Source organism: Bradyrhizobium sp. AZCC 2230, assembly GCF_036924495.1.
In the GTDB taxonomy this organism is placed as follows: Bacteria; Pseudomonadota; Alphaproteobacteria; order Rhizobiales; family Xanthobacteraceae; genus Bradyrhizobium; species Bradyrhizobium rifense.
In genome coordinates this window covers 7752668-7767854 of sequence record NZ_JAZHRS010000001.1, presented here as the reverse complement: position 1 = coordinate 7767854, position 15187 = coordinate 7752668, and the positions used below count along the sequence as shown (strand labels likewise).

Genomic DNA, 15187 nt, shown 5'->3' with positions numbered 1-15187 from the left:
AGCGAGGCGTCATGACCGAAAAGCTCGACATCGATCATTTGCGGCAATGGATCGGCCGCAGCGAAGAGGCGACCGACGTCGTCACCGCACAGCTCGTCAGAGGCCTGCGCGCGACGCTGTTCCAGGAGGTCGGCGACCCCAAAACGGGTGATGCTGCGCCGTTCACGGTGCATTGGTGCCTGGCGCAGCCGGTGTTTCCGATGTCGATGCTCGGGCCCGACGGCCACCCGACCCGCGGCGGCTTCCTGCCGCCGGTGCCGCTGCCGCGCCGGATGTGGGCCGGCGGCGAGATCGAATTCCTGCAGCCCTTGCGCGTCGGCGATGAATCGACGCGGACCTCGCGCATTGCCGATGTGCAGGTGAAGACCGGCTCGACCGGCACGCTGTGCTTCGTCTCGGTCGAGCATACCGTCACATCACCGCGCGGCGTCGCCATCCGCGAGCGGCAGGACATCGTCTATCGCGAGGTGACCAGCAGCGCGTCGGCGTCCACGAAGGCTCCGCCTCCGCCGCCGAAGGCGCAACACCGCGAAACCCATGTCTCCGATCCCGTGCTGCTGTTTCGCTATTCCGCGCTGACCTTCAACGGCCACCGCATCCACTACGACCGCGACTACGTCACCAAGGTCGAGGGCTATCCGGGCCTGATCTTCCACGGGCCCTTGCAGGCCGCGCTCATCGTCGAGATGGCGGCGAAGCTGCGCAGCGGCAAGCCGCCGAAGACGTTTTCGTACCGCGGGCTGCAGCCGCTGTTCGAGGGCAGCGAGTTTTCGATCAATGCCAATGAGACCGCTGATGGCATGGCGCTGTGGACCGCGAATGCGGAGGGACAGCCGACGATGAAGGGGACGGCGGTGTGGTGAGCCTCTCTCCTCGTCATTGCGAGGGGCGAAGCGACGAAGCAATCCAGACTGCCTCCGCGGAAAGTTTCTGGATTGCTTCGCTTCGCTCGCAATGACGGGTGGGGTTGCTAGCGCGCCAATCAACAACAGGGGACGGAAACCAATGTCCAAGAACGGCAAGACCGGCAGCAAGTCCGTCACCGTCAAGCAGGCGACGCTCGACCTGCTGCGCTCTTTCGGCATCAAGCGTGTGTTCGGCAATCCCGGCTCGACCGAGCTGCCGTTCCTGAGCGACTGGCCGGACGACATCGACTATGTGCTGGCGCTGCAGGAGGCCTCCGCCGTCGGCATGGCCGACGGTTATGCGCAGGCGACGCGCAATGCCGGCTTCGTCAATCTGCATTCGGCGGCCGGCGTCGGCAACGCGCTCGGCAATATCTACACCGCGCATCGCAACCAGACGCCGCTTGTGATCACGGCCGGCCAGCAGGCGCGCTCTATCCTGCCGTTGCAGGCGTTTCTCTACGCCGAGCGGGCCTCCGAGTTTCCGCGGCCCTATGTGAAATACAGCGTCGAGCCGGCGCGGCCCGAGGACGTTCCGGCCGCGATCGCGCGCGCCTATTACACAGCCATGCAGGCGCCCTGCGGGCCGACCTTCGTGTCGATCCCGATCGACGACTGGACGCATGCGACAGCACCGATCGAAGCGCGCAAGATCAGCCGCGAGATCGGGCCCGAGCCTGAAGCGATGAAGGCGCTGGTCGCGGCGCTCGGCTCTGCAAAGCACCCTGCCCTCGTCGTCGGTCCCGGCGTCGACCGCGCGGGTGCGGTCGATCTGATGGTGCGCGTCGCCGAGAAGACGAAGGCGAGCGTCTGGGTCAGCCCGTTCTCGGCGCGCTGCTCGTTTCCCGAGCAGCATCCGCAATTCGCGGGCTTTCTGCATGCCTCACCGGCGCAACTCTCCGACGCACTGCGCGAGCACGATGTTGTCGTCGTCATTGGCGCGCCCGTGTTCACCTTCCACGTCGAGGGCCATGCCGCGATTTTCGATGGCGGCGCGACGATCTTCCAGATCACCGATGATCCGGATGCGGCCGCGGTGACGCCGGTCGGCACCAGCATCATCGCGACGATGAAGCCCGCGCTGAGCGCACTGCTGGACCTCCTGCCCGAGAGCAAGCGCGCCACGCCAAAGGGCCGCACGCTGCCGCCGGCGCCGCAGGCTGCCGATCCGCTGCCGGTCGAATTCCTGCTGCATTCGCTGTCGCAGGCGATGCCGGATGGTAGCTCGCTGGTCGAGGAAGTGCCCTCGCACCGGCCGGCGATGCAAAAATTCCTGCCGATGCGCGGCCAGGACAGTTTTTACACGATGGCAAGCGGCGGCCTCGGCTATTCGCTGCCCGCCGCCGTCGGCATGGCGCTCGGCAAGCCGAAGACCCGCACGGTGTGCCTGATCGGCGACGGCTCGGCGATGTATTCGATCCAGGCACTGTGGACCGCTGCGCAACGCAAGCTGCCGCTCACCATCGTCGTCATCAACAATTCCGGTTACGGCGCGATGCGCTCGTTCAGCCAGGTGATGCAGGTGCGCAACGTGCCGGGGCTGGAGCTGCCGGGAATCGATTTCGTCCGGCTCGCCGAAGGCATGGGATGTCACGCGGTGCGGGTCACCAAGGCGGCGGAGCTCGGTGAGGCGCTCAAGCGCGGAATGGCGCACGAGGGCACCAGCCTTGTGGAGGTCGTCGTGGATTCGGCCGTGCCGGTGCTGTACGGGCAGAAGCATTGACGCGGCTACGCCGCCAAAAATCCCCCGTCTGCTGCCAGCACGTGGCCGACCACATACGACGACGCATCCGACGATAGCCACACCACGGCCTCCGCCACCTCCTCAGGCGTGCCCATGCGCCGCAACGGCAGGCCGGCGCCGACGGTTGCGACATCGCCGACGCCGGCGCTGAGCATCATGTCGGTGATAACACGGCCCGGCGCGACCGCGTTGATGCGGATACCGCGCGGGGCGTTCTCCATCGCCGCCGAACGTGTCAGCGAGATCGCGGCCGCCTTCGAGGCCGAGTAGAGCGAGAAGCCGGGATTGGGATTGCGCACGCCGCTGACGGAGGCATTGACCACGATACTGCCGCCACCATTAGCCAGCATCGCGGGCAGTTGATGGCGCAGGCAGAGAAACAGCGCGCGGACATTGGTATCGAACACGCTGTCGTAGATCTCCATGCCCTGCTGCTCCAGCGGCGCACGGCGCTCCTGAAAGCCGGCATTGTTGAAGGCGACGTCGAGACGGCCGCAGCGTTCAATGGCGGTGCGGACCAGACGCTCGACGTCGTCCTCTCGCGTGATATCGGTTTGAACAGCGATCGCCTCCGCGCCGAGCTCGCGGCACGCTGCGGCGGTAGCCTCGATCTCGGCCTCGCGCCGGCCTGCGACAACAACCGCCGCGGCGCCCTCGGCCGCCATCCGCAGCGCTGTGGCGCGGCCGATGCCGCTGCCACCGCCCGTGACGAGGCAAACCTTGCCCCGCATCCGCTCACCGGTTGGCAAAGTTCCGCTCATGATACGGCTCATGGCCCACTCCAAAACGCTTGCGCGCGCCGTTGCGCGCATATAGTTGTATGGTACAACTATATGCGGGGAGTCAAGATGGCCGAACTCGCGCTGATCGACGACATCCGCGCCGCCTCGCGCCTGATGGTGCGCGAGCTCGGCTTCATGGATGCGACGGTGGCGGCCTCGGACTACCCGCCCTCGGCCGTGCACACGATTTTGGAGATCGGCATCCGCGGCCCGCTGACTTCAGGCGAGCTCGGCGATTTCCTGCGGCTGGAGAAATCCAGCGTCAGCCGCATGGTGCGCAAGCTGATCGATTGCGGCGAGCTGCGGGAAACGCCGGATGAGCTTGATGCACGCATCAAGCTGCTGTCGCTGACCGCGAAGGGCCGGCGCACGCTGGAGGCGCTGCATGCATTCGGCCGCCAGCAGGTGCGCGGCGCGCTGGCGGCGTTGACGGAGGCCGAGCAGCGCAAAGTGCGCGACGGCATGATGCTCTATGCGCGGGCGTTGCGGGAGAGCCGGGTGGAGGATGAGGCGGCGGCTTAACCACAGGTGTCGTCTACGCGAACGCGGGGACCCATACCGCGTGATCCATCGATGAAGCGCAGGTATCAGTACCGTGGGGAAGAGTAACTGGCGGTCTTCGCCAAACTTCTCCCTGGGGTTATGGGTCCCGGCGTTCGCCGGGACGACACCGCTTGTTTGGTGCGAGCATGCCGTCAAGCACACCCCTACTTCCCAAACTCCTCCCGCATCTTGGCCTGGATCTTGGCCATGCCGCCGATCCAGCGGTCGTAATTCTCGGTCTTCTTGCGCATGTAGCCGAGCACCTGGGGATGCGGCAGGATCAGGAAGGTTTCCTGCTCGAGGCCGGCGAGCACGTCTTTGGCGACTTGCTCGGGCGTGAGGTCGCCGTCGCCGGATTGCGGGCCTTTGGGGATCGAGCGCAGCATGTTGGTGTCGACGCCCTGCGGGCAGAGGATCGAGACCTTGATATTGTCAGCCTTGTGCGAGATCGCGAGATTCTCGGCAAAGCCGACCGCGGCGTGCTTGGTGGTGGAATAGGCCGGGCTGCCGACCTGCGACAGCAGGCCCGCCGCCGAGATGGTGTTGAGGAAATAGCCGCCGCCGCGCGTCTTCATGCGGGGAATGAGATGCCGCGCCGCGTAGACATGCGCCATCACGTGGATCGCCCAGCTGCGCTGCCACGGTTCATCGGAGGCGCCGCCGGCATTGACCGACATCGGATCGAAGCCGCCGCCGATGCCGGCATTGGAGCAGAACAACGCGATCGGACCGAACTGCCGCTCGGTCTCATCGATGACGTGGGCAATCTCTTTTTCTTGCGCGACGTCGCATCTGAACGCTGCGCCGTCCACCGTGGCAGCGACGGCTCTTGCGTTGGCGGCATCCATGTCCGCGACCACGACCTTGGCGGCGCCCGCCTTGTGAAAGGCCTCGCACAGCGCCTTGCCGATGCCGTTGGCGCCGCCCGTGACGACCACGACCTTGCCGGTCACCTGCATGCGACGTCTCCTCTTTTCTTGGACAGCTCTTTGGACAGCTTCTTGTTATGCCGTTTCGCGGAACTTGCTCAGCTCAACACGAGGTCGAGCACCGCGGTATAATGGCATGCCGCGCCGGCCAAGACAAAGCCGTGCCAGATCGCGTTCTGGAAGCGCAGCCGCCGCCAGGCGTGGAAGATCACGCCGAGGCTGTAGAGAATGCCGCCCGCCAGCACGAAGCCCAGCGCCAGCGCGGGCAGCGCCTTGACCACGGGGCCATAGAGCATCACGCCGCTCCAGCCCATCGCAAGATAGATGCCGACGGCGGCACGGTCGAACCGACCGGGATAGCGAAGCTTCAGCACGATGCCGACGATCGCGACACACCAGACGCAGACCAGCAGCGCCAGCGCGAACACGCTGTCCTTCACCTCCAGGATGAACGGCGTGTAGGTCGCGGCGATCAGGAGATAGATCGCCGAATGGTCGAACCGCCGCAGCAGCCATTTCACCGGCGAGACCGGCCAGAGATTATAGGATGCCGACAGCACCAGCATCGAGAGCAGGCCGGCGACGTAGACCGAGACGCCGACGATGTCGGTAGCATCGGCGTAGAGCACTGCCAGCACCACCAGCACCGTCGCGGCAACGATGCCGGCGAGGACACCGATCGCATGGATGATCCCGTCGGCGATCAGTTCGGCGCGGTCGTAGTGCCAGCCGACCGCGTCGGCCGCGGCATGGACGGAATGGGAGGCGAGCTGTTTCAGTTGGAAGACGGTCATGGCAATCCGCAAAGGCTTAGGACAATGTCTTCTTCTATGTGTGTTTCGGAACCGGCGCGTCGTTCAATCGGTTGATTTGCCGACAAAGGCGGTGGAAGTATGAAGCTTGATTTTCCCTGCGCAACTGCCACTTTTGTGATCGGCTTCACTGTTCCGCCCGCCCGAGATCAATCACGTTCATATGGCATTCAGTTTTCAGGATACGGTCGAAGAGGCGCGCCTGTCGGCCCGGGCGCTGATTGACTATGGTGAGCACTTCTTCAACCCCACGGTGCGGCTTGGTGTCACCGGCCTGTCGCGAGCTGGTAAGACCGTATTCATCACCGCGCTGATCCATGGGCTGACGCGCGGCGGCCGGTTTCCGGTGTTCGAGGCCTATGCCTCGGGGCGCATCGCGCGGGCGCATCTGGCGCCGCAGCCGGACGACGCCGTGCCGCGCTTTTCCTATGAAAGCCATCTGCGCGCACTGATCGAGGAGCGGCGCTGGCCGAGCTCGACCGTCGATATCAGCGAGCTGCGTCTCGTCATCGACTATCAGCGCCCGAACGGTGCCGACCGCACATTGACGCTCGACATCGTCGACTATCCCGGCGAATGGCTGCTCGACCTGCCGCTGCTGCAGAAGAGTTTTGAGCAATGGTCGGCGGAAAGCCTGGCACTGTCGCGCGAGGCGCCGCGCGCGCATCTGGCCGCGGACTGGCACGCCCATCTCGCCACGCTCAAGCCCGAAGCCCGCGAGGACGAACAGGCCACGCTCACCGCCGCAAAGCTCTTCACCCAATATTTGCGCGCCTGCCGCGACGAGCGGTTTGCGATGAGCCTGCTGCCGCCCGGCCGCTTCCTGATGCCCGGCAGTCTCGCCGACACGCCGGCGCTGACTTTTGCGCCGCTCGACGTACCCGTCGGTGGCCAGGCTCCGGAGGGATCGCTGTGGGCGATGATGGTGCGCCGCTACGAGGCCTACAAGGACGTCGTGGTGCGGCCGTTCTTCAGGGATCATTTTGCCCGGCTCGATCGCCAGATCGTGCTGGCGGATGCGCTGTCCGCATTCAACTCCGGCCCCGAGGCGCTGCACGATCTCGAAGCGGCGCTGGCCGGCATTCTCGACTGCTTCAACATCGGCCGCAGCACGATCCTCTCCAGCCTGTTCCGGCCGCGCATCGACCGCATCCTGTTCGCGGCGACGAAGGCAGATCATCTGCATCATTCCAGCCACGACCGGCTCGAGGCCGTGCTGCGCCGTGCGGTGACCCGGGCGCTCGCGCGTGCGGAAAATACCGGCGCACAGATCGACGTGGTGGCCCTCGCCGCCGTCCGCGCCACCCGCGAGGCTCAGGTCACCCGTGGCCGCGACAAATTGCCTTCGATCCTGGGCACGCCGGCCGCAGGCGAAAGCGCCGGCGGCGGGTTCTTTGACGGCAACACGGAGGTCGCGACCTTTCCGGGCGACCTGCCGCTGGACCCCGAACCGCTGTTCAACGACACCGATGCATTCCGCGGATTGTCGACACAAGCCGCCGAGACAAGCGATTTCCGCTTCCTGCGCTTCCGTCCGCCAAAGCTCGAACGCGACGGAACGGAAGAGCCCGCGCTGCCCCACATCCGCCTCGACCGTGCCTTGCAGTTCCTGATCGGAGACAAGCTCGCATGAACGACCGATCCCAGCCGCGGCGGCCGGCGACGTTCCGGCTGGACGATCCCGGCGTCGTCGTCACCGACGCCGACGAAACGAGCCGGCTCGGCCGCGCCACCATCCAGATCACGCCGGAGCCCGATCCGGCGACATTACCGGTGCCGATCGAAACGGCGCGCACCGCCCGGCGCGGTTTTCCCTGGGGCGCGCTGTTCTGGTCCGGCGTCGCCGGGTTGACGCTGCTCGGCACCGGACTCGGCGTCGTGCGTCTGATCGAGGATCTGTTTGCGCGCAGCGAAAGCCTCGGCTTCGTCGGGCTTGCGCTCGCCTCCGTCACCACGCTTGCGCTCGCGGTGGTGATCGGGCGCGAGGCGTTTGGCCTCGCCCGGCTTGCGACGATCGAAAAGCTGCATCGCCGTGCCGCCGAGGTGCTCGCCAGCGACGATCGCAAGGAGAGTCGCGCCATCGTGCAGGATCTGATCGCGATCGCGCACCAGAACCCGCAGCTGGCCCGCGCCCGTGCCGCACTCGAAAGTCATTCCGGCGAAATCATCGACGGCGCCGACATGATCCGGCTTGCCGAGCGCGAGTTGATGTCGCCGCTGGATGCGGAGGCACGGCGATTGGTGTCGTCGGCGGCGCAGCGGGTATCGATCGTCACCGCCGTTTCGCCGCGCGCACTGTTCGACGTGCTCTTCGTGCTCGTGGCCTCGCTGCGCCTGATCCGCCAGCTCGCCCGGCTCTATGGCGGCCGGCCCGGCGCGCTCGGCATGATCCGCCTGCTCCGCCACGTCATCGCCCATCTCGCCATCACCGGCGGTCTCGCCGCCAGCGACAGCCTGGTGCAGCAGATGCTCGGGCATGGGATTGCAGCAAAACTGTCGCAGCGGCTCGGTGAAGGCATGCTCAACGGGCTGTTGACGGCGCGGCTGGGATTGGCCGCGATCGATGTCACGAGGCCGCTGCCGTTCGCAGCGCTGCCGCCGCCGAAGCTGTCGGATCTCGCGACGGATCTGCTGCGGAGAAAAGAGGACGAGGAGTAGTGCTCTTCCTACCCGCCCTGGAGGGCAGGGCAATCGCATATGGGTTTTACGAAGATTGTGCGGGCTTGCTCCGCCTCTCCCGCTTGCGGGAGAGGCCGACGCGCTCGCAGAGCGTGGCGGGTGAGGGCTCTCGCAACGCAGGGACATTCTCCGCAATCCGCGACAATCCCGACGCGGAGACACCCCCACCCCAGCCCTCCCCCGCAAGCGGGAGAGGGAGCACCAGTGCCGATGCCGCTGCCTCGTGCACTCCATATGCGATTGCCCTGCCCTGGAGGGGGAGGGTCGGCACGTGATCGAGCGAAGCGAGACATGAGACGGGGTGGGGTGACGGTCTCTCCGCATCCAACACTGCCCGCGTGGAGAGATCACCCCACCCCACCCCGCTCGCGCTACGCGCGATCGACCCTCCACCTCCAGGGGAGGGTAAGCAAGTGCGTGACTCTCATGCTGAACTCCCCCGCAAGCACCCGCCACTGGAATAGCGGCGAGTCCTTTGGCGGGGAAAGCTCCGGGGTCCAGCCGGTGAGCTTGTCGATTGTGTAGGTGTCGATCAGGGCGCCGCGCCAGCGGCGTTCGACCTGCCCCAATGGTGCGCGCGTCGCGGGGATCGACTCCCAGAGATGCGAACGATCATCGGGCTGGCGACCGACATAGATCCCCGCCTGCCCCTTGATCCGGTCCATGCCGGGATCACGGAAATCCTGGAAGCGACCGCGTTCGTTGATCTCGACCACGGGGACACGGCCGCGGAACAGCCAGCGCATCATGGCATAGGTGCGGTAATCCGTCGTCGCGATCCAGGTCGCGCCGGTTTCATCCAGTGCGGCCTGCGCGCGCGCGGCAACCTGCTCGTAGCCGGCCTCGGCGCCGATCGGATCCATCTTGCCGAGGAAATTCCAGGGCGCCGCGACGTAATAGAGCAACACAATCACGACAAAGGCGATCCCCGACACCAGCGCCGCCTTCGCCCAGAAGATGCACGACCGGATCATCCCCGCCGACCAGCCGTCCTCCGGCATCATCGCGAGGTTCACCGCGACGGCAGCGAAGCCGACCGGCCACATGAACATCGGCCAGGTGTCGCCAACCCTGAGCGTCAGTGACTTGAAGAAGAAATAGGCGAACGGCACCAGCACCGCGGTCGACAGCAGGATCGCAACCGGCTCACGCCGGCGATAACCGCGCCACACGGTCATCGTGAGGCCCAACAGCACCACAGGCAGCATGACAAAACCGACGAGGCCGAATTGCAGGCCGATAAAATCGCCGATGGTGCGCAGCGAGATGCCGTAATTGGCGGTGGCGCGCACGCCCTGGAAGCGGAACGAGGCCCAATCGTGCTGCGCGTTCCAGATCAGCACCGGCGAGAACATTGCAATCGCGATCAGCGCAGCGAGGTAGGGGTACGGGCTGCGCAGCCAGCGCCAGCGCCAATCCGGCACCAGCAGAAACGCGGCGACGGCAGGCGCGAACATGATGGCGGTGAATTTCGACAGCAGCGACAGGCCGGCGAACAGGCCGGCCGCGAGCCACCAGCGTCCATCCCCGCTCTGCGTCAGCCGCACCAGCGACCACACCATCGCCACCGCAAACGGGATCATGACGACGTCGGGGGCGACCTTGGCCATCAGCAGGCCGTAATAGAGCGCGGCCTCCGGCATCAGCACCGCCACTATGATCGCGCGCACATCATGGGTGAGGCGGCGGACGATGTCGGCCAGCAAAAGCTGGGTCACCAGCATCGCAACGATGCCGCCAAAGCGGACCCCAAGCACGGTGTCGCCGAAAATCGCGGTGCCAAAACGGATCAGCCAGGCGATGCCGGGCGGATGATCGAGGAAGCTCAGCGCCGCCTCCTTCGACCAGGTCCAGTAATAGGCCTCGTCGGTGCGCAGCTCGATCACGGAGGCATAGACGATGCGCAGCACCGTCATCGCGGCGATCACCAACGCGGCCATGACAAGCGGCCGGCGCGACGCGCCGTTGGGCTTCACAGTGATGTCCGGAGCGATCGTCACGGCCGCGCTTTTCCCCGACTTGGGAAGGGGAGTCAATGTGGTGGGTGTTGCGATCGATATCTGTCGTCTCGCGCAACTACCGTAGGGTGGGCAAAGGCGCTCTGGCGCCGTGCCCACCACTCCCAATGGTGGGCACGCTTCGCTTTGCCCACCCTACGAGACTTACCGTTACGTAACCTTGTCGCTTATGTGATCCGTCTGGCCCCTCGCCCGCGGAATTTAACTCTCCGCTGGCTGTTCTCCTCAGTGAACTGGTACAACCGAATCATGGCCACGACCGCCCTTTCACGATTGCCCGAACTCGTTCGCTCGACCAGCGCGCGGCAGGTGCGGCTGGTCTGCGGCGTCATCCTGTTCTCTTACGTGGTGAGCCATTTCCTCAACCATGCGCTCGGCAATATCTCGGTCGATGCCATGCAGATCGGAGTCTATTACCACACGTCGTTCTGGCAGTTCCTGCCCGTCGCGATCGTGTTCTATGGCGCAGCTCTGACCCATATGGGGCTCGGCGTCTATGCGCTGTATCAGCGCCGCCAGTTCCACTGGCGGACGATCGAGCCGCTGCAGCTCGTGCTGGGCTTGAGCATCCCCGCGCTGGTGATGGCGCATGTGATCGGCGTGCGGCTCGCCCGGACGCTGTACGGACACGAGAAGCTGTATCCGCAGGAGCTCTATCTGTTCTTCGTCGCGGCGCCCGGCCGGCTCTGGACGATGACGATCCTGCTGATCATCGCCTGGGTGCACGGCTGCATCGGCATCTATTTCTGGCTCCGGCTCAAACCGTTCTTCATCCGCGCGGCGCCGTATCTGCTGGCGGCCGCCGTGCTGATCCCGACGCTGGCGCTGCTCGGCATCTACCAGGGTGGCCGCAGCGTCGCCGCCGAGAGCGAGGACGGCGAGTGGCGCACGCATAATTTCACGCAGCGCCAGGTCGGTACGGTCGCAGAGGCGGATACGCTCGATCGCATCACCGGCGGACTGATGATGGGTTACGTCGGCCTGCTCGGACTGGTGCTGCTCGGGCGCGGTGTGCGCGGCTGGCGCGAACGGCGCGGCGGCATGATCGCGCTGTCCTACGGCAACGGCAAGACCGTGCGCGTGCCCAAGGGCCTCTCCGTGCTGGAAGCCAGCCTGCGCCACAACGTGCCGCATGCCAGCGTCTGCGGCGGCCGCGCCCGCTGCTCGACCTGCCGCATCCGCATTATCGGCGACCACGGCACCTTGCCCGAGCCGTCGCAGCGCGAGGCCTTCGTGTTGGCCCGCGTCGGCACCGCCGATCCCTCGATCCGGCTGGCCTGCCAATTACGGCCGACCTCCGACCTCTCCTTCTTCCAGCTCTTCATGCCGCAGACGCTGTCGGCGAACACTGCGTCGTCACCGGCCCGGATTGGCCAGGAGCGCTACCTCGTCAGCCTGTTCGTGGACATGCGCGGCTCGACACAGTTGGCCGAGAAGCGGCTGCCGTTCGACACCGTCTTCATCGTCAATCGCTTCCTTGGCGCGGTGTCGCAAGCCGTGATCGAGAACGGCGGCCAGCCGAACCAGTTCGTCGGCGACGGCATGCTGGCGCTGTTTGGCCTCACGAGCGACCCGCAGACCGCCTGCCAGCAGGCGCTGAAGGCGGTCGCGAGCATTGCGACCCACGTGGACGAGCTCAACGAGCTCTTGAGCCACGATCTGCGCCAGCCGATCCGTTTCGGCATCGGCGTCCACGGTGGCGAGGTCATCATCGGCGATATCGGCTACCGCGACCACATCGTCTTCACCGCGCTCGGCGACGCCGTGAACGTCGCGGCCCGGCTTCAGGACATGACCAAGACGCTGGCCTGCGAGGCAATCGTCTCCGAGGAGGTCCGCCGCACCGCCGGCCTTCACGACGATGCGCTGCCGCAGCAGGAGGTCGCGATCCGCGGCCGCGACGAGCCGATGGTGGTGCGCGTCATCACCGACACCAGGACATTGTCCGCCCTCATTGCCGGCGGCGAGCGCGTCGCCGCGTAACACCGGCTTGTTGCAGCGCAATGGCATGGGCTTGCTGCGAAAGCACGAATTGACTTCGCCCGAGTCGTTGCGACAGATGAGCACGGGATCGCGGTGATGACCGCGAGCCAACGAAAAGCTCCGGGAGGAGACTCAATGTTCGATCGACGCGACCTGCTCAAAGGAGCGGGACTTGCCGCTATTGCCGCCGCACTGAACTCAACCAAAGCCCTCGCGCTGGACACCGTCACCCTGCCCTTCGCCAATGGCGAGCGGCCGCTGGTGAAATATCCGCAGAAGCGGCCGATGATCGGGCTGACCAGCCGACCGCCGCAGCTCGAGACGCCGTTTGCGATTTTCAACGACGGCCCGATCACGCCAAACAACGCATTCTTCGTGCGCTATCACCTCGCCGACCTCCCCTACAATCTCGATCCCGACAAGTTCACGCTCGAGGTGAAAGGCAAGGTCGACAAGCCGCTGAAACTGTCGCTGAAAGACATCAGGAAGATGAAGGCGACCGAGATCGTCGCCGTCAACCAGTGCTCCGGCAACAGCCGTGGCCTCGTCGAGCCGCGCGTCGCCGGCGGCCAGCTCGGCAATGGCGCGATGGGCAATGCACGCTGGCGCGGCGTGCCGCTGAAGGCGGTGCTCGACATGGCGGGCGTGCAGGCCGGCGCCAAGCAGGTCGTATTCGCCGGCATGGACGGGCCGGTGAGCGACAAGACGCCCGACTTCGCCAAGGCGCTCGACCTCGCTCACGCCACCGACGGCGAGGTGATGCTGGCCTATGGCATGAACGGCGACGATTTGCCGTTCCTCAACGGCTTTCCGCTGCGTCTGGTCGTGCCCGGCTATTACGGCACCTATTGGGTCAAGCACCTCAACGAGATCACCGTCGTCGACAGCGTCTATGACGGCTTCTGGATGAAGTCGGCCTATCGCATTCCGGACACGCCGGACAATTCGGTCGCGCCCGGCACCGCGCCGAAGGCGACGATCCCGATCAACCGCTTCACCATCCGCTCCTTCATCACCAGCGTGACTGATGGCGCCAAGCTGAAGGCGGGACGTACGACGCTGCGCGGCATCGCCTTCGACGGCGGCAAGGGCATCAAGGACGTGTCGGTCTCCACCGATGGCGGCAAAACCTGGGCTCCCGCCAAGCTCGGCAAGGATCTCGGCAACTACTCATTCCGCGAATGGAAGCTGCCGGTGAAGCTCGCCGCGGGCCAGGTCGAGCTCAGGGTGCGCGCCACCAGCAATTCCGGCGAGACGCAGCCAGAGACGCCGCGCTGGAACCCGGCGGGTTATTTGCGCAACGTCGTCGAAACCGTCCGCGTCAGCGTGGCCTAAAGGAGAATGATCATGCAGCGCACCGTTCTCCTCGCCATCACACTTGCCGTCGCCACTGCTGTGGGTCCTGCCATCGCGGCGCCGGTCGATTACAGGACGCCGGATGAGGTCGCAACCTTCAAGTCCGGCCCCAATCTCGAGGTGGTTCAGGGCAATTGCGCCGCCTGCCACTCGTCCGACTACATCGCCACGCAGCCGCCGATGAAGGACAAGGAAGCGTTTTGGCAGGCCGAGGTGACCAAGATGATCAAGGTCTATGGCGCACCGATCGACGATGCCGACGTCGGCAAGATCGTGGATTATCTGGCCGCGACTTATTGACGGAGGGCGCGGTGCGTCCGGGACAATTGACCGCGAAACGGGCAAAACCGGTAAAAACGCCGCGAAGTTGAGCGAATTTCCGCGAAATGCCGATGTGGTTTGATCTACCAAGCCCGCCACATTCCGCGTATCCTGTTAGGACCGAACCGGCCGGTTGGCGGGGACTGGCGGTTCGCGATCTCGGAGGAAGACCCGCGGAGAAGACGTGATGGCTAAAGGTACGGTCAAGTGGTTCAATCCGACGAAGGGTTATGGGTTTATCCAGCCTGCGTCGGGCGGCAAGGATGTGTTCGTGCATATCTCGGCAGTGCAGAAGGCCGGTCTGTCCTCCCTCAACGAGGGCCAGACGGTTGAGTATGAAGAGATCGCAAACCGGGGCAAGACGTCCGCAGAGAACCTCAAAGTATAAGCCCGCCAGCCTTCGTGCCTCCCGGATCTGTCCGGGAGTTGGGCCAAGAAAATTTTAGAAGACGATCAGTGCATTCGACGACAGGCGTTGCGACTGCGCGCGGAAACTATTTGCCCGTAGAGATCGCCGATCAACGCCGCAGCAGCGACAATCGCGACCGCATTTCGTCAGCCAACCGGCAACGGTGCGTCGCGCTTGATCTCCTCCATCACCGCATAGGTGCGCGTCTCGCGCACACCCGGCATCGACAGCAAGGTCTCGCCGAGGAAGCGCCGATACGCGGCCATGTCGGCGAGCCGCGCCTTCACTAGATAGTCGAAGCCTCCGGCAACCATGTGACACTCCAGCACTTCGGGCGCGAGTTTTACTGCGCGCGCAAAACGCTCGAAATTGTCAGGCGTGGTCTTGTCGAGCAGCACCTCGACGAACACCAGAAGCCCCAGGCCAAGCCGGTGCGGATTGAGCCGCGCCCCATAGCCCTCGACGAAGCCCTCGCGCTGCAGGCGCTTCAGCCGCTCACCGATCGAGGTCGGCGACAGCCCGATGCGCTCGGCCAGCTCGACATTGGCGATTCGCCCATCCTCCTGCAAAATCGAGAGGATCTTCCGGTCGATTCGATCGAGTTCCATATTTTATACGGTTTTGTTGCTGCCACGCTTCATTTCCTAAGGCAAATTGGCTATCTTGTCTATCGAACTACGGTCACGCGGGCATTATCCTGATTTCA

The 15187-nt window shown here is 65.2% G+C and carries 14 protein-coding genes; 9 read left to right on the top strand and 5 right to left on the bottom strand.

Features of this window, described 5'->3' with window-relative positions; all coding sequences use genetic code 11:
• Positions 1-11: 11 nt before the first annotated feature.
• Both V1280_RS37075 and mdlC read left to right on the top strand, forming a co-directional pair.
• The gene (locus V1280_RS37075) at positions 12-863 is read left to right on the top strand and encodes an FAS1-like dehydratase domain-containing protein (RefSeq protein WP_334535571.1); all 852 of its coding nucleotides are present in this window, start codon (positions 12-14) and stop codon (positions 861-863) included.
• A 142-nt stretch (positions 864-1005) separates the two neighbouring features.
• Positions 1006-2628, top strand: a complete 1623-nt coding sequence (gene mdlC / locus V1280_RS37070; RefSeq protein ID WP_334535570.1) for a benzoylformate decarboxylase — start codon at positions 1006-1008, stop codon at positions 2626-2628.
• A 5-nt stretch (positions 2629-2633) separates the two neighbouring features.
• On the opposite strand, the gene V1280_RS37065 is transcribed toward mdlC, so the two are convergent.
• Positions 2634-3410: an SDR family NAD(P)-dependent oxidoreductase gene (locus V1280_RS37065; protein WP_334538503.1), complete on the bottom strand. Its 777-nt coding sequence runs from the start codon at positions 3408-3410 to the stop codon at positions 2634-2636.
• 87 nt (positions 3411-3497) lie between these two features.
• Here V1280_RS37065 and V1280_RS37060 point away from each other — a divergent pair, with 87 nt between their 5' ends.
• A complete protein-coding gene (locus V1280_RS37060; RefSeq protein WP_334535569.1) occupies positions 3498-3953 on the top strand; it encodes a MarR family winged helix-turn-helix transcriptional regulator in 456 nt (151 codons plus the stop codon).
• 185 nt (positions 3954-4138) lie between these two features.
• Here the strand turns inward: V1280_RS37060 and V1280_RS37055 are convergent, their stop codons facing one another.
• Both V1280_RS37055 and trhA read right to left on the bottom strand, forming a co-directional pair.
• The gene (locus V1280_RS37055; protein ID WP_334535568.1) at positions 4139-4933 is read right to left on the bottom strand and encodes an SDR family oxidoreductase; all 795 of its coding nucleotides are present in this window, start codon (positions 4931-4933) and stop codon (positions 4139-4141) included.
• Between the two features lie 68 nt (positions 4934-5001).
• Positions 5002-5697: a PAQR family membrane homeostasis protein TrhA gene (trhA, locus tag V1280_RS37050; RefSeq protein WP_334535567.1), complete on the bottom strand. Its 696-nt coding sequence runs from the start codon at positions 5695-5697 to the stop codon at positions 5002-5004.
• Positions 5698-5878: 181 nt separating this feature from the next.
• Here trhA and V1280_RS37045 point away from each other — a divergent pair, with 181 nt between their 5' ends.
• Positions 5879-7348 (top strand): YcjX family protein, encoded by a 1470-nt coding sequence (locus V1280_RS37045; RefSeq protein ID WP_334535566.1) that lies wholly within the window; start codon positions 5879-5881, stop codon positions 7346-7348.
• Positions 7345-8373, top strand: a complete 1029-nt coding sequence (locus V1280_RS37040; protein ID WP_334535565.1) for a YcjF family protein — start codon at positions 7345-7347, stop codon at positions 8371-8373. Before V1280_RS37045 ends, V1280_RS37040 begins: the two co-directional genes overlap by 4 nt.
• 392 nt (positions 8374-8765) lie before the next feature.
• Here the strand turns inward: V1280_RS37040 and V1280_RS37035 are convergent, their stop codons facing one another.
• A complete protein-coding gene (locus tag V1280_RS37035; RefSeq protein WP_334538501.1) occupies positions 8766-10334 on the bottom strand; it encodes a glycosyltransferase family 39 protein in 1569 nt (522 codons plus the stop codon).
• A gap of 327 nt (positions 10335-10661) precedes the next feature.
• On the opposite strand from V1280_RS37035, the gene V1280_RS37030 reads away from it, so the two are divergent.
• The 4 genes from V1280_RS37030 (at position 10662) to V1280_RS37015 (ending at position 14460) form a co-directional block, all read left to right on the top strand.
• Positions 10662-12395, top strand: a complete 1734-nt coding sequence (locus V1280_RS37030) for an adenylate/guanylate cyclase domain-containing protein (RefSeq protein WP_334535564.1) — start codon at positions 10662-10664, stop codon at positions 12393-12395.
• A gap of 135 nt (positions 12396-12530) precedes the next feature.
• Positions 12531-13730: a SorA family sulfite dehydrogenase catalytic subunit gene (sorA, locus tag V1280_RS37025; RefSeq protein ID WP_334535563.1), complete on the top strand. Its 1200-nt coding sequence runs from the start codon at positions 12531-12533 to the stop codon at positions 13728-13730.
• A gap of 12 nt (positions 13731-13742) precedes the next feature.
• Positions 13743-14051 (top strand): SorB family sulfite dehydrogenase c-type cytochrome subunit, encoded by a 309-nt coding sequence (gene sorB / locus V1280_RS37020; protein WP_334535562.1) that lies wholly within the window; start codon positions 13743-13745, stop codon positions 14049-14051.
• Positions 14052-14259: 208 nt separating this feature from the next.
• Complete coding sequence (locus V1280_RS37015; RefSeq protein WP_008134691.1) at positions 14260-14460, top strand: cold-shock protein; 201 nt, start codon at positions 14260-14262, stop codon at positions 14458-14460.
• A gap of 167 nt (positions 14461-14627) precedes the next feature.
• Here V1280_RS37015 and V1280_RS37010 read toward each other — a convergent pair whose 3' ends face one another.
• Positions 14628-15089 carry an Lrp/AsnC ligand binding domain-containing protein gene (locus tag V1280_RS37010; protein WP_018317238.1) on the bottom strand — a complete coding sequence of 154 codons (462 nt, stop codon included), beginning with the start codon at positions 15087-15089 and terminating at the stop codon, positions 14628-14630.
• Positions 15090-15187 lie beyond the last annotated feature (98 nt).

What these genes read in the sequence shown, in the direction of transcription:
- V1280_RS37075 (WP_334535571.1), top strand. Translation starts at nt 12, where the DNA reads ATGACCGAAAAGCTCGACATCGATCATTTGCGGCAATGGATCGGCCGC.
- mdlC (WP_334535570.1), top strand. Translation starts at nt 1,006, where the DNA reads ATGTCCAAGAACGGCAAGACCGGCAGCAAGTCCGTCACCGTCAAGCAG.
- V1280_RS37065 (WP_334538503.1), bottom strand. Translation starts at nt 3,410, where the DNA reads ATGAGCGGAACTTTGCCAACCGGTGAGCGGATGCGGGGCAAGGTTTGC.
- V1280_RS37060 (WP_334535569.1), top strand. Translation starts at nt 3,498, where the DNA reads ATGGCCGAACTCGCGCTGATCGACGACATCCGCGCCGCCTCGCGCCTG.
- V1280_RS37055 (WP_334535568.1), bottom strand. Translation starts at nt 4,933, where the DNA reads ATGCAGGTGACCGGCAAGGTCGTGGTCGTCACGGGCGGCGCCAACGGC.
- trhA (WP_334535567.1), bottom strand. Translation starts at nt 5,697, where the DNA reads ATGACCGTCTTCCAACTGAAACAGCTCGCCTCCCATTCCGTCCATGCC.
- V1280_RS37045 (WP_334535566.1), top strand. Translation starts at nt 5,879, where the DNA reads ATGGCATTCAGTTTTCAGGATACGGTCGAAGAGGCGCGCCTGTCGGCC.
- V1280_RS37040 (WP_334535565.1), top strand. Translation starts at nt 7,345, where the DNA reads ATGAACGACCGATCCCAGCCGCGGCGGCCGGCGACGTTCCGGCTGGAC.
- V1280_RS37035 (WP_334538501.1), bottom strand. Translation starts at nt 10,334, where the DNA reads ATGGCCGCGTTGGTGATCGCCGCGATGACGGTGCTGCGCATCGTCTAT.
- V1280_RS37030 (WP_334535564.1), top strand. Translation starts at nt 10,662, where the DNA reads ATGGCCACGACCGCCCTTTCACGATTGCCCGAACTCGTTCGCTCGACC.
- sorA (WP_334535563.1), top strand. Translation starts at nt 12,531, where the DNA reads ATGTTCGATCGACGCGACCTGCTCAAAGGAGCGGGACTTGCCGCTATT.
- sorB (WP_334535562.1), top strand. Translation starts at nt 13,743, where the DNA reads ATGCAGCGCACCGTTCTCCTCGCCATCACACTTGCCGTCGCCACTGCT.
- V1280_RS37015 (WP_008134691.1), top strand. Translation starts at nt 14,260, where the DNA reads ATGGCTAAAGGTACGGTCAAGTGGTTCAATCCGACGAAGGGTTATGGG.
- V1280_RS37010 (WP_018317238.1), bottom strand. Translation starts at nt 15,089, where the DNA reads ATGGAACTCGATCGAATCGACCGGAAGATCCTCTCGATTTTGCAGGAG.